22 protein-coding genes are annotated in these 23,305 nt (G+C 62.7%); 17 read left to right on the forward strand and 5 right to left on the reverse strand.

Translation table 11 applies throughout. The annotated features are described in order from the left end of the window. Nucleotides 1–97 precede the first annotated feature (97 nt). Nucleotides 98–784 carry a response regulator transcription factor gene (locus J3485_RS18380; RefSeq protein ID WP_206955524.1) on the reverse strand — a complete coding sequence of 229 codons (687 nt, stop codon included), beginning with the start codon at nucleotides 782–784 and terminating at the stop codon, nucleotides 98–100. A 123-nt stretch (nucleotides 785–907) separates the two neighbouring features. On the opposite strand from J3485_RS18380, the gene J3485_RS18385 reads away from it, so the two are divergent. Then, nucleotides 908–1,129, forward strand: a complete 222-nt coding sequence (locus J3485_RS18385) for a DUF3717 domain-containing protein (protein WP_206955525.1) — start codon at nucleotides 908–910, stop codon at nucleotides 1,127–1,129. 3 nt (nucleotides 1,130–1,132) lie between these two features. On the opposite strand, the gene J3485_RS18390 is transcribed toward J3485_RS18385, so the two are convergent. Next, on the reverse strand, nucleotides 1,133–1,429 hold the full coding sequence (locus J3485_RS18390) for a 4a-hydroxytetrahydrobiopterin dehydratase (protein WP_206955526.1): 297 nt from the start codon (nucleotides 1,427–1,429) through the stop codon (nucleotides 1,133–1,135). 249 nt (nucleotides 1,430–1,678) lie between these two features. Between J3485_RS18390 and J3485_RS18395 the strand changes: the two genes are divergently transcribed. Beyond that, a complete protein-coding gene (locus J3485_RS18395; RefSeq protein ID WP_206955527.1) occupies nucleotides 1,679–2,170 on the forward strand; it encodes an Lrp/AsnC family transcriptional regulator in 492 nt (163 codons plus the stop codon). A 33-nt stretch (nucleotides 2,171–2,203) separates the two neighbouring features. Here J3485_RS18395 and J3485_RS18400 read toward each other — a convergent pair whose 3' ends face one another. Further along, on the reverse strand, nucleotides 2,204–2,728 hold the full coding sequence (locus tag J3485_RS18400) for a class IV adenylate cyclase (protein ID WP_206955528.1): 525 nt from the start codon (nucleotides 2,726–2,728) through the stop codon (nucleotides 2,204–2,206). 278 nt (nucleotides 2,729–3,006) lie between these two features. Further along, nucleotides 3,007–3,903 carry a LysR family transcriptional regulator gene (locus J3485_RS18405; RefSeq protein WP_206955529.1) on the reverse strand — a complete coding sequence of 299 codons (897 nt, stop codon included), beginning with the start codon at nucleotides 3,901–3,903 and terminating at the stop codon, nucleotides 3,007–3,009. Between the two features lie 142 nt (nucleotides 3,904–4,045). Here J3485_RS18405 and J3485_RS18410 point away from each other — a divergent pair, with 142 nt between their 5' ends. From J3485_RS18410 to J3485_RS18460, 11 genes are all read left to right on the forward strand, one after another. Beyond that, entirely contained in the window at nucleotides 4,046–5,563 is a 1,518-nt protein-coding gene (locus J3485_RS18410; protein WP_206955530.1) for a CoA-acylating methylmalonate-semialdehyde dehydrogenase, read from the forward strand. 91 nt (nucleotides 5,564–5,654) lie between these two features. After that, nucleotides 5,655–7,352 carry a GMC family oxidoreductase gene (locus J3485_RS18415; protein WP_206955531.1) on the forward strand — a complete coding sequence of 566 codons (1,698 nt, stop codon included), beginning with the start codon at nucleotides 5,655–5,657 and terminating at the stop codon, nucleotides 7,350–7,352. 288 nt (nucleotides 7,353–7,640) lie between these two features. Then, a complete protein-coding gene (locus J3485_RS18420) occupies nucleotides 7,641–8,417 on the forward strand; it encodes an ABC transporter ATP-binding protein (protein ID WP_206955532.1) in 777 nt (258 codons plus the stop codon). Further along, nucleotides 8,417–9,184 carry an ABC transporter ATP-binding protein gene (locus J3485_RS18425; protein ID WP_206955533.1) on the forward strand — a complete coding sequence of 256 codons (768 nt, stop codon included), beginning with the start codon at nucleotides 8,417–8,419 and terminating at the stop codon, nucleotides 9,182–9,184. Before J3485_RS18420 ends, J3485_RS18425 begins: the two co-directional genes overlap by 1 nt. Before the next feature lie 97 nt (nucleotides 9,185–9,281). After that, nucleotides 9,282–10,502: an ABC transporter substrate-binding protein gene (locus J3485_RS18430; RefSeq protein WP_206955534.1), complete on the forward strand. Its 1,221-nt coding sequence runs from the start codon at nucleotides 9,282–9,284 to the stop codon at nucleotides 10,500–10,502. A 78-nt stretch (nucleotides 10,503–10,580) separates the two neighbouring features. Next, nucleotides 10,581–11,465: a branched-chain amino acid ABC transporter permease gene (locus J3485_RS18435; RefSeq protein WP_206955535.1), complete on the forward strand. Its 885-nt coding sequence runs from the start codon at nucleotides 10,581–10,583 to the stop codon at nucleotides 11,463–11,465. After that, nucleotides 11,465–12,436: a branched-chain amino acid ABC transporter permease gene (locus J3485_RS18440; protein ID WP_206955536.1), complete on the forward strand. Its 972-nt coding sequence runs from the start codon at nucleotides 11,465–11,467 to the stop codon at nucleotides 12,434–12,436. Before J3485_RS18435 ends, J3485_RS18440 begins: the two co-directional genes overlap by 1 nt. Nucleotides 12,437–13,138: 702 nt before the next feature. After that, a complete protein-coding gene (locus J3485_RS18445) occupies nucleotides 13,139–14,296 on the forward strand; it encodes an ABC transporter substrate-binding protein (protein WP_206955537.1) in 1,158 nt (385 codons plus the stop codon). A gap of 126 nt (nucleotides 14,297–14,422) precedes the next feature. After that, nucleotides 14,423–15,478 (forward strand): branched-chain amino acid ABC transporter permease, encoded by a 1,056-nt coding sequence (locus J3485_RS18450; protein ID WP_206955538.1) that lies wholly within the window; start codon nucleotides 14,423–14,425, stop codon nucleotides 15,476–15,478. Nucleotides 15,479–15,481: 3 nt separating this feature from the next. Beyond that, nucleotides 15,482–17,269 (forward strand): branched-chain amino acid ABC transporter ATP-binding protein/permease, encoded by a 1,788-nt coding sequence (locus J3485_RS18455; protein ID WP_206955539.1) that lies wholly within the window; start codon nucleotides 15,482–15,484, stop codon nucleotides 17,267–17,269. 17 nt (nucleotides 17,270–17,286) lie between these two features. Beyond that, nucleotides 17,287–18,045 (forward strand): ABC transporter ATP-binding protein, encoded by a 759-nt coding sequence (locus J3485_RS18460; RefSeq protein WP_206955540.1) that lies wholly within the window; start codon nucleotides 17,287–17,289, stop codon nucleotides 18,043–18,045. Between the two features lie 148 nt (nucleotides 18,046–18,193). Here the strand turns inward: J3485_RS18460 and J3485_RS18465 are convergent, their stop codons facing one another. Beyond that, nucleotides 18,194–18,550, reverse strand: a complete 357-nt coding sequence (locus J3485_RS18465) for a GFA family protein (RefSeq protein ID WP_206955541.1) — start codon at nucleotides 18,548–18,550, stop codon at nucleotides 18,194–18,196. Between the two features lie 233 nt (nucleotides 18,551–18,783). Here J3485_RS18465 and mnmG point away from each other — a divergent pair, with 233 nt between their 5' ends. From mnmG to J3485_RS18485, 4 genes are all read left to right on the forward strand, one after another. Further along, entirely contained in the window at nucleotides 18,784–20,763 is a 1,980-nt protein-coding gene (gene mnmG, locus J3485_RS18470; protein WP_206955542.1) for a tRNA uridine-5-carboxymethylaminomethyl(34) synthesis enzyme MnmG, read from the forward strand. A 53-nt stretch (nucleotides 20,764–20,816) separates the two neighbouring features. Next, nucleotides 20,817–21,461, forward strand: a complete 645-nt coding sequence (gene rsmG, locus J3485_RS18475) for a 16S rRNA (guanine(527)-N(7))-methyltransferase RsmG (RefSeq protein ID WP_206955873.1) — start codon at nucleotides 20,817–20,819, stop codon at nucleotides 21,459–21,461. Between the two features lie 63 nt (nucleotides 21,462–21,524). Continuing rightward, entirely contained in the window at nucleotides 21,525–22,295 is a 771-nt protein-coding gene (locus tag J3485_RS18480) for a ParA family protein (RefSeq protein ID WP_206955543.1), read from the forward strand. A 49-nt stretch (nucleotides 22,296–22,344) separates the two neighbouring features. Then, complete coding sequence (locus tag J3485_RS18485; RefSeq protein WP_206955544.1) at nucleotides 22,345–23,232, forward strand: ParB/RepB/Spo0J family partition protein; 888 nt, start codon at nucleotides 22,345–22,347, stop codon at nucleotides 23,230–23,232. The last annotated feature ends 73 nt before the right edge of the window (nucleotides 23,233–23,305 follow it).

Consider the following 23,305-nt stretch of genomic DNA (forward strand, 5'->3'; position numbering starts at 1 on the left):
GGAACGGGAAAAAGAAGGCGCGAGCGGCGCCCGTGCAGTGTGCGGCATCGCGCGAGCATGGCCGACGTCGTGCCGGCGGCCCGCGCTTGGGCTCCGCTCACGACGCCTGGCGGATTTCCTGCAGCAGATAGCCGAAACCGCGTACCGTGACGATCTCGACTCGGCAATTTTCGAGCTTCTTGCGCACGCGATGCACATAGACTTCGATGGCGGTATCGCCGAGATCGCCGCCGAAGTGCGTCAGATGATCCTGCAATTGTGCTTTGCTGACGACTCTTCCGTGGCGCAGCAGCAGCATTTCGAGCACCGCGAATTCGCGCGGAGACAGTTCGAGCGCTTTGTCGTCGTTGAAGATGCGGCGATCGACGCCCGACAGGCGAACCCCGCCGAGCGAGACCTCGGGCCGCGGAATGTCGCTGTGCGGACCGCTGCGGCGCATGACGGCGCGAATGCGCGCTTCGAGTTCGGCGGGCTCGAACGGCTTGAGCATGTAGTCGTCGGCGCCGGCGTTCAGCCCTTGCACCCGATCGTTCAACTCGTCGCGCGCCGTGAGCACGATCACGGGCGTGTGACGGTTCGACTGCCGAAAGCGCGAGAGCAGCGTCATGCCGTCGATGCCGGGCAGGCCGAGGTCGAGAATGACGAGTTCGTGGCGGTTTTGCGTGAGGGCCTGTTCCGCAAAGATGCCGTCATGAACCATGTCGACGGTAAACCCGGCTTGTTCGAGGCTGCTTTGGATGCCGCGCGCGATAGGGCGGTCGTCTTCGATCAGAAGGAGTCGCATGGGATTCGCTCAAGTACAATGGGTAACGCATTTCTAGCATGCCGACCGGCAATGCCTTCTTCGCCACAGCCAAGCGTGCCACCGCAAGAAAAGCTCCGGCGGGCGACCAAACGATCATGAACCATGTCCGAGATCACGATCAGCGAACTTGAAGCCGCGATCAATTTTTGGCGCGCCCGCTCGCCTTCGAGCGGCGACGAGCTCAGCTTGTGCAAGGAGGCTAGCGCACTCTCCAAGCCGTATGCGTTGATGATTGTACAGCGTCGGGCCGCCGTACCGGCAGACGCACTAGAACGAACGGCGCGCGATGCATGGGAAGCCTACGTGCGCGCCGTGCACGGCTAGCGCCTATTTCGCCTTCGCAACGTCTTCGATGAAGCGCGCCAGCGCGATGTCGCGCTCGGTCACGCCGTTCGCTTCATGTGTGGTCAGCGTGATGTCCACGGTGTGATAGACGTTGAACCACTCGGGATGGTGGTTCATTTCCTGCGCCTTGATCGCCACGCGCGTCATGAAGCCGAACGCTTCGTTGAAATCGGCGAATTTGAATTGACGATGGATCGCGTCGCGTCCCGCGACGGCTTGCCAGCCGCTTAGTTGGGAAAGCTGAGTTGCGCGTTCCTCCGAAGTCAGCTTGTGAATCATTGCGTCACCTCCTTTCCTTTCATTTGGGCCCAGGATAGAGGGATCGACCCAATCCCCGCGCGGCCCATATCGACCCGGCCATTTTTTCACAACTGACGCGGCGGCGGGCATGGCGAGTGATCCGCGTCGGTGATTCGTTCGATGCAACCGTAGTGCGAGTATTATGCGTAAATGGCGCGATTGACGCGAGAAAAATCTATATTATGCATTAATCACGCATTAATGCGGCTATAAACGCGGGGAAATTTCATGCTGGATCTCGACCATTTCGATTTGGCCTTGCTCGAGGTGCTGCAGCGCTTCGGCCGCGCGACCCATCAGCAACTCGGCGAGCGCGTGCCGTTGTCGCCATCTCAAATCGGCCGGCGTTTGCAGCGGCTCGAATCGCTCGGCATTATCGACGGCTACCGCGTCGTGCTGCGACCGGAAAAGCTCGGGCTCGGCGTGACCGCGTTCACGAGCCTGAAGCTCAAGCATCACGGCGATTCGATCGTCGAGCAGTTTCAGCAGCAAATCGACGTGCTGCCCGAGGTGCTCGAATGCCACGCCGTGGTGGGCGATGCCGACTATCTGCTGCGGATCGTCGCGCCGGATCTGAGCGCGTTCTCGTCGTTCGTCATGAAAAAGCTCATGCGCGTGCCGGGTGTCGATAGCGTGCGCTCGAACATCGTGCTGACGACGTTCAAGCGCAACGGGCCGCTGCCGCTCGACCATCTTTCGCCCGGCGCCGGGCCTGCTTGAACGGCCGGCGGCGCGAGCGTCAGGCGCTGGGCGTCAGGCGGGAACGCCTTCGTTGAGTAGATCGACGTAAGCGACCGCGACGAGATCGGCCGGCGACACGCCGAGCTTCGAGAATAGCGCGTGCGCTTCGGCTGCGCCGTCTTCTTCATCGTCGTCGGGCGCGAGCACGACTTCCAGCTCGACGAAGTCGCCGAGCCCGTCGACGCGATCGAGATGAATGCGCGTGCGCCCCGCCAGGTAGACGTGGCGCTCCTTCGTGACGATGCCGCGTGTCGTGAGCGCCGTTGCGAGCAGCGCGTGCATCGCATCGGGGTTCGTCACGGGACTGCGCGTGTAGTACGACGCCTTCGGCCCATCGCGATCGTCGCGCTGGTAGAAGATCAGCTCGGGCGGCGTGCCGTCGTCGAATTGGCGCAGCTTGAGGCGGCCGCGCGGCACGTCGTAGAAGAAATCTTGTTGGCGGAAGATGAGCGGGGCGTCGTCCGAGAGCGCGGCTGCGCGTTCGCACAGCTCGTCGAATGCGCGGGCGCGCGCTTTGAGTTCAATGTTGCGTGCCATGTCGAGCTCCTGTCGAAACGTAAAGTGAGACGGGGGCGGGCGGCCAACCGAGTACTGCCGATCCGCTGCGACCGAACCGATCGCGTCGATGGGCCGTATCGGCAGCGTGCCGTAAAGGGCAGCGGGAAACGCAAAACTAGAAAAAAACGCGCACGACGAGAAGCGGGCGGCGCGCAGGGCGCCTGCTTGCAGATGGAACGTAAGGAACGGAACGCAAATGCAAACCGACTCCGTAATCTAACAAAAAGTGTCGGCGCGCGTTTGCGAAAACGGCACGGTCAAATGGCCCATTGCGCTTCGATCAACTTGAACGCGGCGGCGATCGCGGGCTCGTCCATGCGCGCCGCTAATGCGACGAAGGTCAGCTCGGTCGGCACCGTCACGCCCTCGACGATCGTCAGCGCATGCGTGTGCGCTTCGTCGATCGCGATCGCGTCGCGCGCGAGCGAAAGCCCGACGCCCGACTTGACGAGGTCGAGCATCGACGTCTCTTGATCCACTTCAGCCACCTTCACCGGGTCCGCCCCGGCTTGCCCGAACAGCCGCGACAGCAACCGGTGATGGGCGGAGGCCGGCGGCGTCCAGATCCACGGGAGCGCGGCGAGTGTGCGCCAATCGGGCGAGCGGCCCACGCGTTCCTTCCAGCCGGCCGGCGCGAGCACGCGGTATTGGAAACGCGTTAGCGTCGCTGAATAAAAGAGGCCGCTCGGCATGCCGTCTTCGACGGGTTGGCCGATGTAGTAACCGACGTCGAGCTCTTTCGCCCGCACTTGCTCGGCCACCCAGCCCGACATGCCGTGGCGCAAGGCCGTTTCGATCTGAGGATAGGTTTCGACGAGTTGTCTGAGGAATCCGCCTAGACGCAGGAATTGCGGGTCGAGGATGGTGCCGATGCGCAGCCGGCCGCGCACTTCCTGACGCAGCGCGGCTGCCGCCCGTTCGACGTCGCCTGCCGCGGTAAGCGTGCGCTCGGCATGCGGCAGTAGCGCCTGGCCGTCGCGCGTCAGCACGAGCCCGTGCGACGTACGCGTGAACAGCGCCACGCCGAGCGTCTCCTGCAGATTCTTGATCTGCAGGCTGACGGCCGGCTGCGTCAGATGAAGCTGGGCGGCCGCGCGCGTGAGATTACCCACGCGCGCCACCGTCACGAAGGCGCGAAGGAGGGTGAGGTCCATAACGGTGATATTAGCTCGCCTTATATTGCAGTTGAGGAGAACTCATTGGATTTCGAGTTGCATTGGCGGGTACGCTTCTTTGCAAATGAGCCGGGGCCAGGGCTGCCCGGACGAGCGTTTCACTGATTGAGCGAGGATCGACATGAGCGAAGCAGATCGGAGCGGCGTGCGCGAGGTGACGCATTTCATCGGCGGTCGCACCGTGGCCGGCACGAGCGGCCGATTCGGCGACGTCTTCAATCCGGCTGAAGGCCGTGTCGCGGCGCACGTGCCGCTGGCCGGCACGGATGAAGTCGCTGCCGCCGTGGCTGCGGCCAAGGCCGCGTTCCCGGCATGGGCCGAGACGGCCCCGCTCAAGCGGGCTCGGGTCATGTTCAAGTTCAAGCAGTTGCTCGATACGCATCATGACGAACTCGCCGAACTCATTACGCGCGAGCACGGCAAGGTGTTCTCGGATGCGAAAGGCGAGGTGATGCGCGGCATCGAAGTCGTCGAATTCGCTTGCGGCATTCCGAACCTGCTCAAGACCGACTACACGGATCAAATCGGCGGCGGCATCGACAACTGGAACTTGCGTCAGCCGCTCGGCGTTGTCGCCGGCATCACGCCGTTCAATTTTCCGATGATGGTGCCGTGCTGGATGTTCCCGATCGCGATCGCCTGCGGCAACACGTTCGTGCTCAAGCCTTCGGAGCGCGATCCGTCCGTCACCGTGCGCCTGGCCGAGTTGCTCGAGGAAGCGGGGTTGCCCGACGGCGTTTTCAACGTCGTGCACGGCGACAAGCAGGCCGTGGATGCGCTCATCGAGCATCATGACGTCGCGGCGCTCTCGTTCGTCGGTTCGACGCCGATCGCCGAGTACATCCATAGCGAGGCATCCAAGCGCGGCAAGCGCGTGCAGGCACTCGGCGGCGCCAAGAATCACCTCGTCGTCATGCCCGACGCCGATCTCGACCAAGCCGTCGATGCATTGATCGGGGCGGCCTATGGGTCGGCCGGCGAGCGCTGCATGGCGATCTCGGTCGCGGTGGCCGTCGGCCATATCGCCGATGAACTCGTCGAGCGGCTCGTGCCGCGCGTGAAGGCCTTGAAGATCAAGGACGGCATGCAAGCCGATGCCGAGATGGGTCCGCTCGTGACGGGGGTGCATCGCGACAAGGTGATCGGCTATATCGGAGCCGGCGTGGACGAAGGCGCCACGCTCGTCGTCGATGGCCGCGCTCATGAGGTGTCCGGTCAGGACGCGGGCTTCTTCCTCGGCGGCACGCTGTTCGATCACGTGAAGACGAACATGCGGATCTATCGCGAGGAGATTTTCGGTCCGGTGCTCGCCATCGTGCGCGTGCCCGACTTCGCAAGCGCGGTCGCGCTGATCAACGCGCACGAGTTTGCCAACGGTGTGTCGTGCTACACGACCGACGGCGGCGTGGCGCGCGCGTTCGCGCGTCAGATCCAGGTGGGCATGGTCGGCATCAACGTGCCGATCCCGGTGCCGATGGCATGGCATTCGTTCGGCGGCTGGAAGCGCTCGCTGTTCGGCGATCATCACGCCTACGGCGAGGAGGGCGTGCGCTTTTACACGCGCTACAAGAGCGTGATGCAGCGCTGGCCCGACAGCATCGCGAAGGGTGCCGAATTCACGATGCCGGTCGCGAAGTAAGGTCGAGCCGACGAGAAGCCCGGGCCCGCGCGCGGATTCGCGGATTCGTGTGGGCCTTCCCCATTTCATTCGATGCCGGATGGTGCGCGCGATGATGAGCGAAACGATTCCCGAAGGCGAGTTCGATTATGTAATCGTCGGAGCGGGCACGGCCGGCTGTGTGCTCGCGAACCGGCTCAGCGAAGACGCCGACGTCAGCGTCCTCCTGATCGAGGCGGGCGGCAAGGACGACTACCGCTGGATTCACGTGCCCGTCGGCTATCTCTATTGCATCGGCAACCCGCGCACCGATTGGCTCTATCGCACGTGCTCGGAAGCTGGGCTGGGCGGCCGTTCGTTGGCCTATCCGCGCGGGCGCGTGCTCGGCGGCAGTTCGTCGATCAACGGCATGATCTATATGCGCGGTCAGCGCGAGGATTATGACGAATGGGCACGCGCGACGGGCGATTCGTCGTGGTCGTGGGACGCCGTGCTGCCCATCTTCAAGCGCAGCGAGGATCACCACGGCGGGGCCGATGCCTGGCACGGCGCGGGCGGTCCGTGGCGTGTCGAAAAGCAGCGTCTCAAATGGCAAGTGCTCGACGCGTTTCGAGAGGCTGCGCAGCAGGCCGGGATTGCCGCTACCGACGATTTCAATCGCGGCGACAACAGCGGTGTCGGCTACTTCGAGGTCAATCAAAAGCGCGGAGTTCGTTGGAATGCGTCGAAGGCATTTTTGCGCCCGGCGCTCGACCGCCCGAATCTGACCGTCGTCACGGGCGCGCAAGTGCGGCGGCTGACGTTCGACGCAAAGCGCTGCACGGGCGTGGCTTGTCGCGGCGGCGCGACGGGCACGCGCGAGTTCGTCGCACGCGCGCGCGTTGAAGTCGTGCTGGCCGCCGGCGCGGTCAATTCGCCGCAACTGCTCGAACTATCCGGCATCGGCAACGGGACGCGGTTGCAACGGCTCGGGATCGACGTCGTGCACGACCTGCGTGGGGTCGGCGAGAACTTGCAGGATCATCTGCAGCTGCGCATGGCTTATCGCGTGCGCGGCGTGCGCACGCTCAACACGATGTCGGCGCATTGGTGGGGCAAGCTGCTGATCGGGATGCAGTACGCGTTGTGGCGCAGCGGGCCGATGTCGATGTCGCCGTCGCAGCTTGGCGCTTTCGCGAAGTCGTCGCAGGACGACGCGTCGATTACGCGCCCCGACATCGAGTATCACGTGCAGCCGCTCTCGCTCGATCGCTTCGGCGAACCGCTACACCGTTTCAATGCGTTCACGGCATCGGCCTGTCATTTGCGGCCGACTTCGCGCGGCAGCATTCACATCGAATCGCCCGATCCGCTCGCGCCGCCGCTCATCGCGCCCAACTATCTATCGACCGACTACGATCGCCACGTCGCGGCCAATGCATTGCGGCTCACGCGCCGCATCGTGCAGGCGCCGGCGCTCACGCGCTATGCGCCCGATGAGATCTTGCCGGGGTCGCAATATCAGACCGAAGAAGAACTCGTCCGCGCGGCGGGAGCAGTCGGCACGACGATTTTTCATCCGGTCGGTACATGCCGCATGGGTACATCCAACGACCCTGGTGCGGTTGTCGATGCACGCCTGCGTGTGCTCGGCGTGAGCGGGCTGCGCGTCGTCGATGCATCGGTCATGCCGACGATCACGTCGGGCAACACGAACTCGCCGACGCTGATGATCGCCGAGCGCGCGAGCGACATGATTCGCGCCGATCGGCGCGCGCGAACGGGGGCTGTTCAAAATGTGGGCGGAGCGTCGAGCGTGACCGTTGCGTGACGCGATCGTAAGAAGCGAGCGCATACACACGAGGCATGCGAGACAGCATGCGGCATGTTTGTTGACGACACAATTAAGCACTAGTGCAAATCCCAATGATTGCGCTGCATCATTGGCGAGACAATGCGCGATGCCGCATGGTGCTGGACCGAGCGCTTGAGCGTTGATGCACCATGCCAAAAACGACGGATCTCCCGATAACCGCGGGGTGTGCCGTCAAACGATGCAACGTGCTCGACAAGCGCGTGCCACATGCAGTGTTTCGCGTGACTTCGCATGGAAGGGGACATGATTCTCGGCGACACGATTCTTGAAACGCGCGGGCTGACCAAAGAGTTCAAGGGCTTCACCGCCGTGAACGGCGTGAACCTGCGCGTGCGCCGCGGCTCGATCCATGCGTTGATCGGCCCGAACGGCGCGGGCAAGACCACTTGCTTCAATCTGCTGACGAAGTTCCTCGAGCCCAGCGCGGGGCAAATCGTCTTCAACAACGTCGATATCACGCGCGAGCGCCCCGCACAGATCGCGCGGCGCGGCATCATCCGCTCGTTTCAGATCTCGGCCGTCTTTCCTCATCTGACCGTTTTGCAGAACGTGCGCATCGGCTTGCAGCGCACGCTCGGCACGGCTTACCACTTTTGGCGCAGCGAACGCACGCTGCATCGTCTCGACGATCGCGCGCACGAGCTGCTCGCGCAGGTCGGGTTGACCGATTTCGCCGATACGCTCACGGTCGAGCTTTCCTACGGCCGCAAACGCGCACTCGAGATCGCGACGACGCTCGCGATGGAGCCCGAGCTCATGCTGCTCGACGAGCCGACGCAGGGGATGGGCCACGAGGACGTCGATCGCGTGACCGCCTTGATCAAGAAGGTATCGGCGGGCCGCACGATTCTGATGGTCGAGCACAACATGAACGTGATCGCGGGTATCTCCGACACGATCACCGTCTTGCAGCGCGGCGAAGTGCTCGCGGAAGGCAGCTATGCCGAGGTATCGAAGAACGCGCTCGTGATGCAGGCCTACATGGGCAGCGCCGACGCGGCGTTGACGGGGACGCACTGATGAACCATACGGAGCGGGAAAGCATCGCGGTGAGCGGCACCGAGCAAGCGCTGGCCGACGCGCCGGCCGCATTGACGCTCTCGGGCCTGCAAGCGTGGTACGGCGAATCGCACATCCTGCATGGTGTCGATCTGACCGTCAAACGCGGCGAGGTCGTCACCTTGCTCGGCCGCAACGGTGCGGGACGCACGACGACGCTGCGCGCGATCATGGGGCTCACGGGCCGGCGCACCGGCTCGGTTCGCATCGGCGAGCGCGAGACGATCCAGATGTCGACGCACAAGATCGCGCACTGCGGCGTCGGCTATTGCCCTGAAGAGCGCGCGATCTTCTCGAGTCTGTCGTGCGAGGAGAACCTGCTGCTGCCGCCGATGGTCGGTGCGAGCGACAACGCCATGTCGCTCGACGAAATCTACGAGATGTTCCCGAATTTGAAAGAGCGCCGCATGAGCCAGGGCACGCGGCTCTCGGGCGGCGAGCAGCAGATGCTGGCCGTGGCGCGCATCTTGCGCACGGGGGCGAACCTGCTCTTGCTCGACGAAATTTCCGAAGGGCTCGCGCCCGTTATCGTGCAAACGCTTGCACGCATGATCCTCGCGCTCAAATCGCGCGGCTACACGATCGTGATGGTCGAGCAGAACTTCCGCTTCGCGGCGCCGCTGGCCGATCGCTTCTACGTGATGGAGCACGGCCGCATCGTCGAGCATTTCGTCGCGAGCGAACTCGAAGGCAAGATGCCGGTGCTGCACGAGCTGCTCGGCGTTTGATGCCGGACGCCGTTGTCTTGGAGCGTGCCCGGCGCTCCGTATCCGATGCATGATCAAACAGTTGCACGCACAACCATAAGCGAAGAAGGAGATACCAATGAGAACCAAGTTGCTCGCAAGCGCTGTTCGCACTCTCGCAGTAACCGGCACCGCGCTCGCGGCCGCATTCGCGGCGCAGCACGCGGTGGCGGCGGAAACGCAAGTCACGATCGGCTTCATCACCGACTTGTCGGGCCTGTATGCCGACATCGACGGCCAGGGCGGCGTGACGGCCATCCAAATGGCCATCGCCGATTTCGGCGGTAAGGTCAATGGGCTGCCGATCAAGCTGCTCACTCAGGATCACCAGAACAAGGCCGACATCGCCGCATCGACCGCGCGCAAGTGGATCGATACGGAAGGCCTCGACCTGCTGATCGGCGGGACGAACTCGGCGACGGGACTCGCGATGAACGACGTGATCAAGGAGAAGAAGCGTCCGTACATCTCGATCGGCGCGGGTACCGACGCGCTGACGAACAAGCAATGCACGCCGTACACGATCCACTACGCCTATGACACGACGGCGCTGGCGAAAGGCACCGGTTCCGCGATCGTGAAGCAGGGCTTGAAGACGTGGTACTTCCTGACGGCCGACTATGCGTTCGGCAAGTCGCTCGACGCGAATACGACGAAGGTCGTCGAAGAGAACGGCGGCAAGGTGCTGGGCCGCTCGCTGCATCCGCTGTCGGCGTCGGATTTCTCATCGTTCTTGCTGCAGGCTCAAGCGTCGAAGGCCCAGGTGCTCGGTCTTGCGAACGCAGGCGGCGATACCGTGAATTCGCTGAAGGCGGCCAAGGAGTTCGGCATCGGCAAGACGATGAAGATCGCCGCGCTGCTGATGTTCATCGACGACGTGCATAGCGTGGGCTTGCCGACGGCGCAGGGTCTGCTGCTCACGGATAGCTGGTACTGGGATCAGAACGACAAGGCGCGCGCCTGGGCGCAGAAGTATTTCAAGAAGACGGGCAAGATGCCGTCGAGCCTGCAAGCGGCGGACTACTCGGCCACGATGGATTACTTGAACGCCGTGAAGGCCGTCGGTTCGACCGATGCCGACAAGGTGATGGCCCAGCTTCACAAGCAGAAGATCGACGACTTCTACGCGAAGGGCTACGTGCGTGAAGACGGCAGCATGATTCACGACATGTATCTGTACCAAGTGAAGACGCCGGCCGAATCGAAGAAGCCGTGGGATTACTACACGCTGAAGGCGACGATTCCGGGCGAGCAAGCGTTCACGACGAAGAAGGATACGCAGTGCGATCTTTGGAAGTGAAGTAGCGCTTAAACGGTATGCGGCAATGACGCGCGCGGCGAGATCGCGCGCGTATCTCTCTCTCTGACGGCAGGTTCGATGAATATCTTCGGCATTCCGTTGCAGGCCATGGCGGGCCAGCTTTTGCTCGGGCTCGTCAACGGATCGTTCTATGCGATCCTGAGTCTCGGGCTAGCCGTGATCTTCGGCATGCTCAACGTCATCAACTTCGCGCATGGCGCATTGTTCATGCTCGGCGCGATGCTCGCCTGGATGGGCCTTGCCTATTTCGGCGTGCCGTACTGGGCGATGCTCGTGCTTGCGCCGCTCATCGTCGGGCTGTTCGGCGTCGTCATCGAGCGCTCGATGCTGCGCTGGCTCTATCGGCTCGATCACCTCTACGGCTTGCTGCTGACGTTCGGGCTCACGCTCGTCATCGAAGGCGTGTTCCGCTCGATCTACGGCTCGTCGGGACAGCCGTACGACGTGCCCGATTCGCTCGCGGGCGCGACGAACGTCGGGTTCATGTATCTGCCGAACTATCGGGCGTGGGTCGTCGTCGCCTCGCTGACCGTGTGCTTCGCCACCTGGTTCGTCATCGAAAAGACGCGGCTCGGCGCGTATCTGCGCGCGGGCACCGAGAACCCGAAAATCGTCGAAGCGTTCGGCGTGAACGTCCCGCTGATGATCACGCTGACGTATGGTTTCGGCGTCGCGCTGGCCGCGTTCGCCGGGGTGCTTGCCGCCCCCGTCATTCAAGTCTCGCCGCTGATGGGGCAGCCGATGATCATCACGGTGTTCGCGGTGGTCGTGATCGGCGGCATGGGCTCGATCATGGGCTCGATCCTGACCGGTTTGATGCTCGGCGTGGTGGAGGGTTTCACGCGCGTGTTCTATCCGCAGGCTTCGGCCACGGTCGTCTTCGTCATCATGGCGCTCGTTTTGCTCGTGCGCCCCGCGGGTCTCTTCGGCAAGGAACGGTGATGCAAAGAAAAGCGCTATACGCCCTCTTGCTCGTCGGGCTGCTCGTTGCGCCGTGGTTCGGCGCCTATCCCGTGTTCGTGATGAAGGTGCTCTGCTTCGCGCTGTTCGCGGCCGCGTTCAATTTGTTGATCGGCTATACGGGGCTGCTCTCGTTCGGCCATGCGATGTTTCTCGCCACGGCCGGCTACACCACGGGCTATACGATCGCAACGCTTGGCCTCACGCCCGAATTGGGCGTCATCGCCGGCACGGCGGCCGCGACGCTGCTCGGGCTCGTCGCCGGCTTCTTCGCGATCCGTCGCCAAGGCATCTACTTCGCGATGGTCACGCTCGCGCTTGCGCAACTCGTCTACTTCGTCTATCTGCAAGCGCCGTTCACGGGCGGCGAAGACGGCTTGCAAGGCGTGGCTCGCGGTAAATTGTTCGGACTCCTCAGCTTATCGTCGGACTTGACGCTCTACTACGTTCTGCTCGTCGCTGTCGTGTTGGCGTTCGCGTTGATCGTGCGCGTCGTTCACTCGCCGTTCGGGCAAGTGTTGACGGCGATTCGCGAGAACGAGCCGCGTGCCATCTCGCTCGGCTACGACACCGATCGCTTCAAGCTACTCGCGTTCGTGCTCTCGGCCGGCATCGCCGGTCTCGCCGGCTCGCTGAAGGTGCTCGTGCTCGGCTTCGAGACGCTCGGCGATGCCTACTGGACGATGTCGGGCCTCGTCATCCTGATGACGCTCGTGGGCGGCATGGGCACGCTGTTCGGGCCGCTCCTCGGTGCCGCGCTCGTCGTGACGCTCGAAGATCGGCTCGGCGACATCGGCGCTGGCCTCGCTTCGGTGACGCACGTCGATTGGTTCAATTCGCTCGGCGATTCGACGACGATCGTGATCGGCATCGTCTTCATCGCATGCGTGCTGGCGTTCAGGCGCGGCATCGTCGGCGAGATCGTCGCGCGCGTCAGGCCGCTGCGCGGGTGAGTCGAACAGGCACGGGGCTTTCGCGCTGCGTCGCGCCATTTCAGCGCAGCGCGCGCACGGCGCGAGGGCGAGGCGCGGGAACGCCCGGTGCAAGCCGATCAGGCGGTCTTGCAGTAGCGGGCCGGCGCTCGGCTCGACGTGAAACGATGCATGCTTGCGCGAATTGCGTGCTGCTCTGCACCACTAGGGAAAGTGCTAGGTTGTGGGCGGAGACGGGGTTGTTTAATCTTCGTCTCAGTTCTGATGCACCGAATTTACAGGTGGAGAACGAGGAGACAATCGAGGCACTCAGTGCCCGTACGGAAGCGCTGTTGGATAGGATCCAACAGCGCTTTTCATTTGTGCGTTGCCTATGCGCATTTGTCTTCGTGCACGCTGCTTCGTGCACTCGTCGATCGCATCTTCTTCCCGCAAAAACACGCTTTCGCCAAGCTCGCACGCGTGCGCTTCGGCCCCGTGTCGCGATCTCGCAACCGTATTCGCTTTTCCAATTTTTCCTTTCTCGTTTTCGTTTCGCTGCCCGTATGCGGCGCTCAGTGCTTGCGCGGGCGCGATCGGCTACGATCGTCGACGGCGCTGCACGGCGCGATTGGCCGTGCGGATCCGTTGATGAAAATCCGCTTTCGAAAATAATCGATTCGAGTCGGCCGATGAGCCGGCAATGACAACGCGCTTTCTCGCGCAAGCCTCAGGAGATCAGCAATGACGATGAAGCAATGGGTACGCTGCAGCGTGGCGATGGCAATGATGTGCGGGGTGACGGCCGCTTTCGCGCAAGTGAAGGTTGGCGTCGTGCTGTCGACGACGGGGCCGGCCGCCTCGCTCGGCATTCCCGAGAAGAACACGGTGGCGCTGCTGCCCAAGGAGATCGACGGCAAGAGCGTGCAGTACATCGTGCTCGACGACGGTTCCGATACGGGCAAAGCCGTGCAGGATGTGCACAAGCTCATCGATGAAGATCACGTCGACGTGATCGTCGGCTCGACGGTGACGCCCAACTCGCTCGCGATGCTCGATCCCATTTCCGCCGCCAAGACACCGATGATTTCGCTGGCCGCTTCGGCCAAGATCGTCGAACCGGTGGACGACAAGCGCAAGTGGGCGTTCAAGACGCCGCAAAACGACAGCCTCATGGCCAACGCCATCGCCGACTACATGGCCAAGCACGGTGTGAAGACGGTCGGCTTCATCGGCTTCGCCGATGCCTACGGCGAAAGCTGGAGCGCCGAATTCGCCAAGGCCGCGAGCACCGATCACCTGAAGGTCGTCGCCAACGAGAAGTTCAACCGTACCGATGCTTCCGTCACGGGCCAGGTGCTGCGCGTGATGAGCGCCAATCCCGACGCCGTGCTGATCGCGGGCTCGGGTACGCCGGCTGCGCTGCCGGCTAGGGAACTGAAGGAGCGCGGCTACAAGGGCAAGGTCTATCAGACGCACGGCGTGGCCAACAACGATTTCTTGCGCGTATGCGGCAAGGATTGCGAGGGCGAGATCCTGCCGACCGGCCCGATCCTCGTGGCGGATCAACTGCCGAACAACAACCCCGTGAAGCAATCGGCGCTCGCCTACAAGAACGCGTATGAGAAGGCATACGGCGCCGGCACCGTGGTGACGTTCGGCGGTCATGCGTGGGACGCGGGGCAGATGCTTCAGCGCGCGATTCCCGAGGCGCTCAAGAAGGCGCAGCCCGGCACCGAGGCGTTCCGTTCGGCGCTGCGCGACGCACTCGAGAACATCAAGGAGCTGCCGATTTCGCAAGGGATCATGAACACGTCGCCGGCGAATCACAACGGGCTCGATCAACGCGCGCGCGTCATGGTGGAGATCGTCGACGGCAAGTGGAAGTTGTTGAACGACTGATGCAGGCGGATTGCCGCTCACGCTGCGAGCCTCGATTCGGCTCGCAGCCTTTCTTTTGATTTTTTGATCGCTTTGATTTCCGTCGATTCGTCATTCGTAGCGTCGTAGGCACAGGACTCAAACAGCATGGATTTATCGATTGCGGCGATCCTCGCGCAAGACGGCATCACCACCGGGGCGATCTATGCGCTGCTTGCGCTCGCGCTCGTGCTCGTCTTCTCCGTCACGCGCGTCATCTTCATCCCGCAAGGGGAGTTCGTTTCATATGGCGCGCTGACGCTGGCGATGCTGCAGGCGCAGAAGTTTCCGGCCACCGTCATCTTGTTGGTGGTGCTCGGAGCCGCTTGTTTCGTCGTCGAGACGGCGGGGCTCGTGCGGCATGCGGAGCGTCGCCGGCATGCGCCGCGTGTGCTGACGTCGCTGGCGAGCCGTTATTTGCTCGGCCCGATCGCCATCTACGCGATCACGCAGCACGTCTATGCGCTGACGCTGCCGATGGCCGCGCAGATCGCGCTGACGCTCGCGATCGTCGTGCCGATGGGCCCCTTTATCTACCGCTTGGCCTATGAGCCGATCGCTGAGGCGACGACGCTGCTGCTGCTGATCGTGGCCGTGGCGGTTCACTTCGTCATGGTGGGGTTGGGGCTGCTCATGTTCGGTGCCGAGGGGTTTCGCACAACGGCGTTTTCCGACGGTTCGTGGAGCGTGGGCGGGCTATCGATCTCGGGGCAGAGCCTCTGGGTCGTGGTGACTGCGCTCGTGCTCATCGCGGCGCTCTATCTGTTCTTCGAGCGCTCGATCTCGGGCAAAGCGCTGCGCGCGACGTCGGTCAACCGGCTCGGCGCGCGGCTCGTCGGCATCGGCACGACGCAAGCGGGACGACTCGCTTTTACGCTGGCCGCTGGGCTCGGTGTGCTGTGCGGCGTGCTCGTCGCACCGTTGACGACGATCTACTACGACTCCGGCTTCTTGATCGGCTTGAAGGGTTTCGTTGGCGCGATCATCGGCGGGCTCGTCAGCTATCCGCTCGCGGCGGCCGGATCGATCCTCGTCGGGCTGCTCGAGTCGTACTCGTCTTTTTGGGCCAGCGCGTACAAGGAGGTGATCGTCTTCACCCTCATCATCCCGGTGCTGCTGTGGCGCAGCCTAGCCACCGCGCACGTCGAAGAAGAGGAGGAGTGAGCGATGAAGCATCTATTTTCGGGAATGAAGCCGTTCTGGTGCTTTCTCGCGATTCTGTTCGCGCTGCCCGTGCTGCCGCATCCGCTGCATGTGTCCGAGTACTGGATCACGCTGCTCAATTACATCGGCTTGTATTCGATCGTCGCGCTCGGGCTCGTTTTGCTGACGGGCATTGGCGGCATGATGAGCTTCGGACAGGCTGCGTTCGTCGGCGTCGGCGCCTATGCGACCGCCTATTTGACGACGCAGTTCGGCATCTCGCCTTGGATCGCGCTGTTCGTCGGCATTGCGTTGACGGTGGTCGTGGCGCTCGTGATCGGCGCGGTCACGATGCGGTTGTCCGGCCATTTCCTGCCGCTCGGCACGATCGCTTGGGGGCTCTCGCTCTACTACCTGTTCGGCAACCTCGATACGCTCGGCAAGTACGACGGCATCAACGGCATTCCCGCGCTCAGCGTGTTCGGCATGTCGCTGGAGTCGGGACGCAGCATCTACTACCTGATCTGGCTCGTTGTCCTCGCCGCCGTCGTCTCGATTCAGAATTTGCTTAATAGTCGCCCAGGGCGTGCCATCCGCGCGCTGCGCGGAGCGGGCGTGATGGCCGAGGCGATGGGCGTGCATACCGCGTGGATGCGCGTCGTCATTTTCGTGTACGCGGCGGTCCTTGCTGCGATCTCCGGGTTTCTCTACGCGCACTTGCAGCGCGCCGTGAACCCCACGCCATTCGGCCTCAACCACGGTATCGAGTATTTGTTCATGGCCGTGGTCGGCGGCGTCGGGCACGTTTGGGGTGCGATTCTGGGGGCTGCGATCCTCACCATCGTGCAGGATTATTTGCAGACGCTGTTGCCGATGCTACTCGGACAAAGCGGCAACTTCGAGATCATCGTGTTCGGCGTACTGATGGTGGCGCTCTTGCAGTACGCGAGGCAGGGCGTATGGCCGTTTGTCGCGCGCTGGTTTCCACGCGGCCCGCGTGCGCGCGCGCCCGAGCATGCCGAGCCGTTGTCTCGCCGCGCCACGCCGTCGCCGGGAGAGGCACTGCTCGTCGTCGATCGTGCGCGTAAGGAGTTCGGCGGCCTCGTGGCCGTCAATGACGTCAGCTTCGAGGTGAAAGCAGGGCAAATCGTCGGATTGATCGGCCCGAACGGTGCAGGCAAATCGACGACGTTCAACCTCGTGACAGGCGTGCTGCAGGCAACGCGCGGCGAAATCCATTTCCGCGGCGAACGCATCGACGCCCTCACTTCACGTGAAATTGTGAAGCGCGGTATTGGTCGTACGTTCCAGCACGTCAAGCTGTTGCCGACGATGACGGTGCTCGAAAACGTCGCGATCGGCGGCCATCTGCGCGGGTCGAGCGGCGTTTGGCGCAGCGTCGGGCGACTCAATGCGGCCGAGGAGGGCAGGCTGTTGTTCGAGGCGGCTGAACAGATTCGTCGCGTCGGCCTCGAGCAGCATATGTACGACGAAGCCGGCAGCCTGCCGCTCGGGCAGCAGCGCATCTTGGAGATCGCACGGGCCCTGTGTTGCGATCCGACCTTGCTATTGCTCGACGAGCCGGCCGCAGGATTGCGCTATCGGGAAAAGCAGCAGCTCGCCGAGTTGCTGCGCAAGTTGCAGGCGGACGGGATGAGCGTTCTGCTCGTCGAACACGACATGGATTTCGTGATGAATCTTGCCGATCGCCTGGTCGTCATGGAGTTCGGCACGCGTATCGCACACGGGTTGCCCGAGGAGGTCCAGAACGACCCGGCCGTCGTCGAAGCCTATCTCGGCGGAGTGGAGTGAGTGGAGTAATTGAGTCAATGAACGAAACGACGACCATGCCGATTTTGTCGGTATCCGGGCTTTCCGTCCGCTACGGAAAAGTGGAGGCCCTCCATGAGGTGTCGATCGAAGTCCGGCCTGGGCAGATCGTCAGCGTGATCGGACCGAACGGCGCCGGTAAATCGACGCTGCTGAACGCCGTCATGGGGGCGCTGCCGATCATTGGGCACGCGAAAGGCGCCGTGCGTTATCGAGGGGAGGACGTCGCCGCGGTGCCTGTGGAAAAGCGCGTCGAACGAGGCATGTGCCTGGTTCCGGAAAAGCGCGAGCTGTTTGCGACGATGACCGTCGAGGATAATCTCGTACTCGGCGCCTATCGCCGCAAGCGGGCCGGGGAGCGCGATTTTCTCGATCAACTCGAGCCGGTGTTCGAGCGGTTTCCTCGCCTGAAGGAACGCCGCAAGCAGGCTGCTGGTACATTGTCAGGCGGTGAGCGGCAGATGCTCGCGCTGGGCCGTGCGTTGATGGGCAAGCCCGATCTGCTGATGCTCGACGAACCTAGCCTCGGGCTCGCGCCGCTGATCGTCAAAGAGATTTTCCATATCATCAGTGCCCTGCGCGGGACGGGCGTGGCGACGCTGTTGATCGAACAGAATGCGCGGGCGGCGCTGCAGATCTCAGACCACGGATACGTGTTGGAAACGGGTGAGCTGGCGCTAGAGGGGGCGGCGGATTCGTTGGCGCAGAACCCGCGTGTCATCGAAACCTATCTCGGTCTGGCGAAGAAGACGGCCTAAGTGCCCGTTGCACGGGCACGGACGTTTTGAGGCACACGTTTGACTGCGAGCCGAGTCCGGCCGCCTGTGCGGTTGTGCCGTTGATGCACGCCCCTCCTGAGGGTACCGAGCCTTAGTGGCCAACTCGGTGGCCAACTCGGTGGCCAACTCAGCGGCTGGCACCGTCGATGGGCGTTGGATTCAACCCGGCAAGATCGACGCCATCCAGGCAGCGCACATTGATAGCCGCCGTTTGGGCGCCATTGGGCGCGACACCGAACGCGAACGGTTCCACTCCGCAGCGACGACAAAATCGATGGCTAATCGCATGCTTGTTGAATAGATATTCCCCAGTGGCGTCTTCTCCGCTGCGCCACGCGAATTGCTCGCGTGACGCGAACGCCCAGATAAAGCCGCGCTTCGTGCAGATCGAGCAGTTGCAGACAATCGTTTGTGCGAGGTCGAGTTCGACGTCGAATCGCACGTCTCCACAGTGGCACCCGCCGGTGTATTGCTGTGTTGTCATTCCGCCTCCGTGTTCCTTGGGTCTTGCATGGCCGCGCAGATCGGATGCAATGTGGGGAGATCCTTAGCTGCAACGGGTGAGAGGTGATTTTGCTCCGCTTCCCCTCGCGTGTATGTTCCACGTGAAACAGTACTTAGCCGTTTAGCGAGTCCGCCTCGTCCGCGATCCCCGCTATAATTTCGCGCATACATTTTCCCGACAGGCTCATGCGCTTCGCGTCGCATGGGATCGCCATGCTTTATCCCATAGAATTTGACGTTATCGTCGTCGGCGGTGGTCACGCCGGCACGGAAGCCGCTTTGGCATCGGCCCGCATGGGCGCTAAGACGCTGTTGCTGACCCACAATATCGAAACGCTCGGCCAGATGAGCTGCAATCCGTCTATCGGCGGCATCGGCAAAGGGCATCTCGTCAAGGAGGTCGATGCGCTTGGTGGTGCGATGGCGGCTGCAACCGATGAGGGCGGCATTCAGTTTCGAATCCTCAACTCGTCGAAGGGGCCAGCCGTCCGTGCGACTCGCGCGCAAGCCGACCGCATTTTGTATAAGGCGGCGATCCGTCGCCGGCTCGAGAACCAGCCGAATCTCAGCCTGTTCCAGCAAGCCGTGGAGGATTTGATCGTCGAAGGCGATCGAGTTGTCGGTGCGGTGACGCAGGTCGGCGTGCGCTTTCGCGCTCGTGCGGTCGTCCTGACGGCCGGCACATTTCTCGATGGAAAGATCCACGTTGGTCTGAACAATTACACGGGTGGCCGGGCGGGCGACCCCGCTGCGGTATCGCTGTCCGCTCGGCTCAAAGATCTGAAGTTGCCGCAGGGTCGCCTGAAAACGGGCACGCCGCCGCGGATCGATGGCTTAACCATCGATTTCTCGAAGCTTGAAGAGCAGCCGGGCGACTTCGATCCCGTCCCCGTGTTCTCGTTCCTTGGCCGCGTGGAGCAGCATCCCCGTCAAGTGCCTTGCTGGGTGACGCACACGAACGAACGGACGCACGACATCATTCGCGGCGGGCTCGATCGTTCCCCGATGTACACCGGAGTTATCGAAGGGGTAGGGCCGCGTTACTGCCCGTCAATCGAGGACAAGATTCACCGGTTTGCGTCGAAAACATCGCACCAAATCTTTCTAGAACCGGAAGGTCTGACGACGAACGAGTTCTATCCGAACGGTATTTCGACGAGCCTCCCGTTCGATGTGCAACTCGACCTCGTTCATTCGATGGCAGGGCTCGAGAACGCACACATCTTGCGGCCCGGCTACGCGATCGAGTATGACTACTTCGATCCGAGGGGTTTGAAGGCATCGCTCGAGACGAAGGCGGTTCGCGGCCTCTTCTTCGCCGGGCAGATCAACGGCACTACGGGTTACGAAGAGGCGGCGGCGCAAGGTCTTCTCGCCGGCATCAATGCCGGGCGTTACGTTCAAGAGAAAGAAGCCTGGTGCCCGCGACGCGACCAAGCTTATCTTGGCGTGCTCGTCGATGACCTCGTGACGCGCGGTGTGTCGGAGCCATATCGGATGTTCACCAGTCGCGCTGAGTATCGGCTCAGCCTTCGTGAAGACAACGCCGACATGCGCTTGACAGAAATGGGTCGCGAACTTGGTGTCGTGGACGACGCCCGCTGGGATGCCTTCTGCCGCAAGCGAGACGCTGTTTCACGTGAAACAGAACGGTTGCGCGCGACGTGGGTCAATCCTAAGACGCTTTCGGCGGACGAAGCGACGTCATTGCTCGGCAAGCCCATCGATCACGAATACAACTTGGCCGATCTGCTGTGTCGCCCCGGCGTGTCTTATGACGGCGTCTGCGGTTTGCGGGCCGGTGCCTGTGGCCCCGATGCGCCTCTAGCTGACGACCCGGTATTGCTTGCGCAAATCAAGGAGCAGATCGAGATCGGGGTCAAATACCAAGGCTACATCGAACGCCAGGCCGACGAGATCGAGCGCAACGAGGCGAACGAAAGCACGCGTCTGCCTGAAGGGATCGACTACGCATCGGTGCGGGGGCTCTCGTTCGAAGCACGGCAAAAGCTCAATCAGTTCCGGCCCGAAACGATCGGCCAGGCCTCGCGCATTTCAGGGATCACGCCCGCCACGATTTCGTTGCTGATGGTTCATCTGAAAAAGGGATGGGGTCGACGAGCGCAGACAAGTGTGACTGAATCGAGCTCGGCCGATGGAAGCGGGGCCGGCCCGGCTCCGGTTGCCCAATGACGGGGTCGCGCGCCGCAGGGGCGCATTCGACCGACCGAACCTCATGGTTGGATCTGTTGCATGCGGGCGCAGCCGAACTGGGCGTCGCACTATCGGAGGAGCAGGTCGGCCGGCTTGCCGATTATGTCGCGTTGCTGGCGAAGTGGAACGCCGTCTACAACCTGACGGCGATCCGCGACCCGCGCCAAATGTTGATCCACCACATACTCGATTCGCTCTCGATCGTGCCGCATTTGGCGGCGCGCGAAGGGCGATCGATTCTCGACGTCGGTTCAGGCGGTGGGATGCCTGGTATCGTCCTTGCCATCGCGTTGCCCGAGCGCCACGTGACGCTGAACGACATCGTGCAGAAGAAATCGGCCTTCCAGTCGCAAGCGAAGGCCGAGCTCAAGCTGGACAACCTCTCGGTCGTGACGGGGCGCGTCGAAACGCTGCGCCCCGGCGTTGAAGTGCCGGGAAAATTTGATGCGATCGTCTCGCGTGCATTCGCAGAGCTTGCCGATTTCGTTACACTTGCGCGGCACTTGGTGAGCGAGCGAGGGTCGATTTGGGCGATGAAAGGCGTACAGCCCGATACCGAAATCGAGCGATTGCCGGCAGGGGCGTGCGTTGCCCAGCTCGTGCGGCTTCATGTGCCGTTGCTTGATGCGGAGCGACATCTCGTCGAAGTCGTGGTCGAAGACTCGCCGCCGGTATGAAGCATTTCGCGCAGCAGTGAAGCAATGAAGCAATAACGAGGCAGTAACGAGGATCTCCGAACGATGGCAAAAATCTTCTGCGTGGCGAATCAAAAAGGCGGTGTCGGCAAGACGACGACGACGGTCAATCTCGCCGCGAGTCTTGCTTCGCAGGGGCAACGAGTCCTGCTGATCGATCTCGATCCGCAGGGCAACGCGACGATGGGCAGCGGCATCAACAAGGCCGAGTGCGAGAACACGGTCTACGAGGTGCTCGTCGATGGCGTGTCGGTAGCCGATGCACGCGTGAAGTCCGAGGCGGCCTCGTATGACATCTTGCCTGCGAATCGCGAACTCGCCGGCGCCGAAATCGAACTCGTCGGCGTGCAGAATCGCGAAAGGCAATTGAAAGTTGCGTTGGCTGTGGTTGCCGATGATTATGACTTCGTGCTGATCGACTGCCCGCCGGCATTGTCGCTGCTGACGCTGAACGGCCTGTGCGCCGCGCACGGCGTTGTCATCCCGATGCAGTGCGAGTACTTCGCGCTTGAGGGCCTGTCCGACCTTGTCAATACGATCAAGCAGGTTCACGCGAATCTGAATCGCGATTTGAAGGTGATCGGCTTGCTGCGTGTCATGTTCGATCCGCGCATCACGTTGCAGCAGCAGGTGTCGGATCAGCTCAAGGAGCATTTCGGCGACAAGGTGTTCGACGTCGTGATTCCACGCAACGTGCGCTTGGCCGAGGCGCCGAGCTATGGGCTGCCGGGCGTCGTCTTCGATCGCGCGTCGCGCGGGGCGCAGGCCTACGTGCAGTTCGGGGCCGAAATGATTGAACGTGTGCGCGCGCTGTGAGCACAGCGCGGCGCAATAGCGAAGCAGCAAAGCGGATCGAGGGAATGCGATGAATGCCGTAGCGAAGAAAAAGGGATTGGGGCGCGGGCTGGAAGCCTTGCTCGGCGGCAGCGCCGAGATCACGACGGCTGTGCGCGGCGAGGGGCAACCCCATGTGCTGCCGCTCGGCAAATTGCAGGCGGGCAAATATCAGCCACGCACACGGATGGACGAGGGCAGTTTGCAGGAGCTCGCGGCGAGCATTCGCGCGCAGGGTGTCATGCAGCCGATCCTCGTGCGTCCCGTTTCGGAAGAAAGGTACGAGATCATTGCGGGTGAGCGCCGGTTTCGCGCGGCGCACATCGCTGGGCTCGCCGAGGTGCCGGTGCTCGTCAAGGACGTGCCCGACCAAGCCGCGGCGGCGATGGCCCTCATCGAGAACATTCAGCGCGAGGATCTGAATCCGCTCGAAGAAGCGCAAGGCATTCAGCGTCTGCTCGACGAGTTCGACTTCACGCATGAACAGGCGGCCGAGTCGGTAGGGCGTTCGCGCAGTGCCGTGTCGAATCTGTTGCGTTTGCTCAACCTCGCTCAGCCCGTACAGACGATGCTGCTAGCCGGCGATCTCGACATGGGTCACGCGCGCGCCTTGCTGGCAGTCGACGCGGCGACGCAGATCACGCTGGCCAATCAGGTGATCAACAAGCGCATGTCGGTGCGCGAAACGGAACGGCTCGTCACGGTCACGACGAAAGCCGAGCCCGCGGTGAAAGCGCGCGCGAATCACGATGGCGGTCGCGACACGCGTCGCCTGGAAGAAGAGCTGTCGGATCTGTTCGCGGCGGCCGTCAAGATCAAACTCAATCGGCGCGGGCGCGGTCAACTGCAGATCGAATTCGGCGATCTGGACGCGCTCGACGGCATCCTCGTGCGGCTGCGCGGCAGCTCGACGGCCTGACTGTAGCCCTGAATTTGGCACGGTTCTGGCGCGTCCCTCGCGCGTCTCTCGCTTTTGCTCCCTGCTCGACTTC

It is taken from the genome of Trinickia acidisoli (assembly GCF_017315725.1).
Classification (GTDB): Bacteria; Pseudomonadota; Gammaproteobacteria; order Burkholderiales; family Burkholderiaceae; genus Trinickia; species Trinickia acidisoli.

Coding starts and splice junctions, on each gene's coding strand:
- J3485_RS18395 (WP_206955527.1), top strand. CDS start 1,679: ATGCTGGATCTCGACCATTTCGATTTGGCCTTGCTCGAGGTGCTGCAG.
- J3485_RS18410 (WP_206955530.1), top strand. CDS start 4,046: ATGAGCGAAGCAGATCGGAGCGGCGTGCGCGAGGTGACGCATTTCATC.
- J3485_RS18415 (WP_206955531.1), top strand. CDS start 5,655: ATGATGAGCGAAACGATTCCCGAAGGCGAGTTCGATTATGTAATCGTC.
- J3485_RS18455 (WP_206955539.1), top strand. CDS start 15,482: ATGAAGCATCTATTTTCGGGAATGAAGCCGTTCTGGTGCTTTCTCGCG.
- J3485_RS18450 (WP_206955538.1), top strand. CDS start 14,423: ATGGATTTATCGATTGCGGCGATCCTCGCGCAAGACGGCATCACCACC.
- J3485_RS18390 (WP_206955526.1), bottom strand. CDS start 1,429: ATGATTCACAAGCTGACTTCGGAGGAACGCGCAACTCAGCTTTCCCAA.
- J3485_RS18465 (WP_206955541.1), bottom strand. CDS start 18,550: ATGACAACACAGCAATACACCGGCGGGTGCCACTGTGGAGACGTGCGA.
- J3485_RS18445 (WP_206955537.1), top strand. CDS start 13,139: ATGACGATGAAGCAATGGGTACGCTGCAGCGTGGCGATGGCAATGATG.
- J3485_RS18440 (WP_206955536.1), top strand. CDS start 11,465: ATGCAAAGAAAAGCGCTATACGCCCTCTTGCTCGTCGGGCTGCTCGTT.
- J3485_RS18460 (WP_206955540.1), top strand. CDS start 17,287: ATGAACGAAACGACGACCATGCCGATTTTGTCGGTATCCGGGCTTTCC.
- J3485_RS18480 (WP_206955543.1), top strand. CDS start 21,525: ATGGCAAAAATCTTCTGCGTGGCGAATCAAAAAGGCGGTGTCGGCAAG.
- J3485_RS18405 (WP_206955529.1), bottom strand. CDS start 3,903: ATGGACCTCACCCTCCTTCGCGCCTTCGTGACGGTGGCGCGCGTGGGT.
- J3485_RS18400 (WP_206955528.1), bottom strand. CDS start 2,728: ATGGCACGCAACATTGAACTCAAAGCGCGCGCCCGCGCATTCGACGAG.
- J3485_RS18485 (WP_206955544.1), top strand. CDS start 22,345: ATGAATGCCGTAGCGAAGAAAAAGGGATTGGGGCGCGGGCTGGAAGCC.
- J3485_RS18425 (WP_206955533.1), top strand. CDS start 8,417: ATGAACCATACGGAGCGGGAAAGCATCGCGGTGAGCGGCACCGAGCAA.
- J3485_RS18380 (WP_206955524.1), bottom strand. CDS start 784: ATGCGACTCCTTCTGATCGAAGACGACCGCCCTATCGCGCGCGGCATC.
- mnmG (WP_206955542.1), top strand. CDS start 18,784: ATGCTTTATCCCATAGAATTTGACGTTATCGTCGTCGGCGGTGGTCAC.
- J3485_RS18385 (WP_206955525.1), top strand. CDS start 908: ATGTCCGAGATCACGATCAGCGAACTTGAAGCCGCGATCAATTTTTGG.
- J3485_RS18430 (WP_206955534.1), top strand. CDS start 9,282: ATGAGAACCAAGTTGCTCGCAAGCGCTGTTCGCACTCTCGCAGTAACC.
- J3485_RS18435 (WP_206955535.1), top strand. CDS start 10,581: ATGAATATCTTCGGCATTCCGTTGCAGGCCATGGCGGGCCAGCTTTTG.
- J3485_RS18420 (WP_206955532.1), top strand. CDS start 7,641: ATGATTCTCGGCGACACGATTCTTGAAACGCGCGGGCTGACCAAAGAG.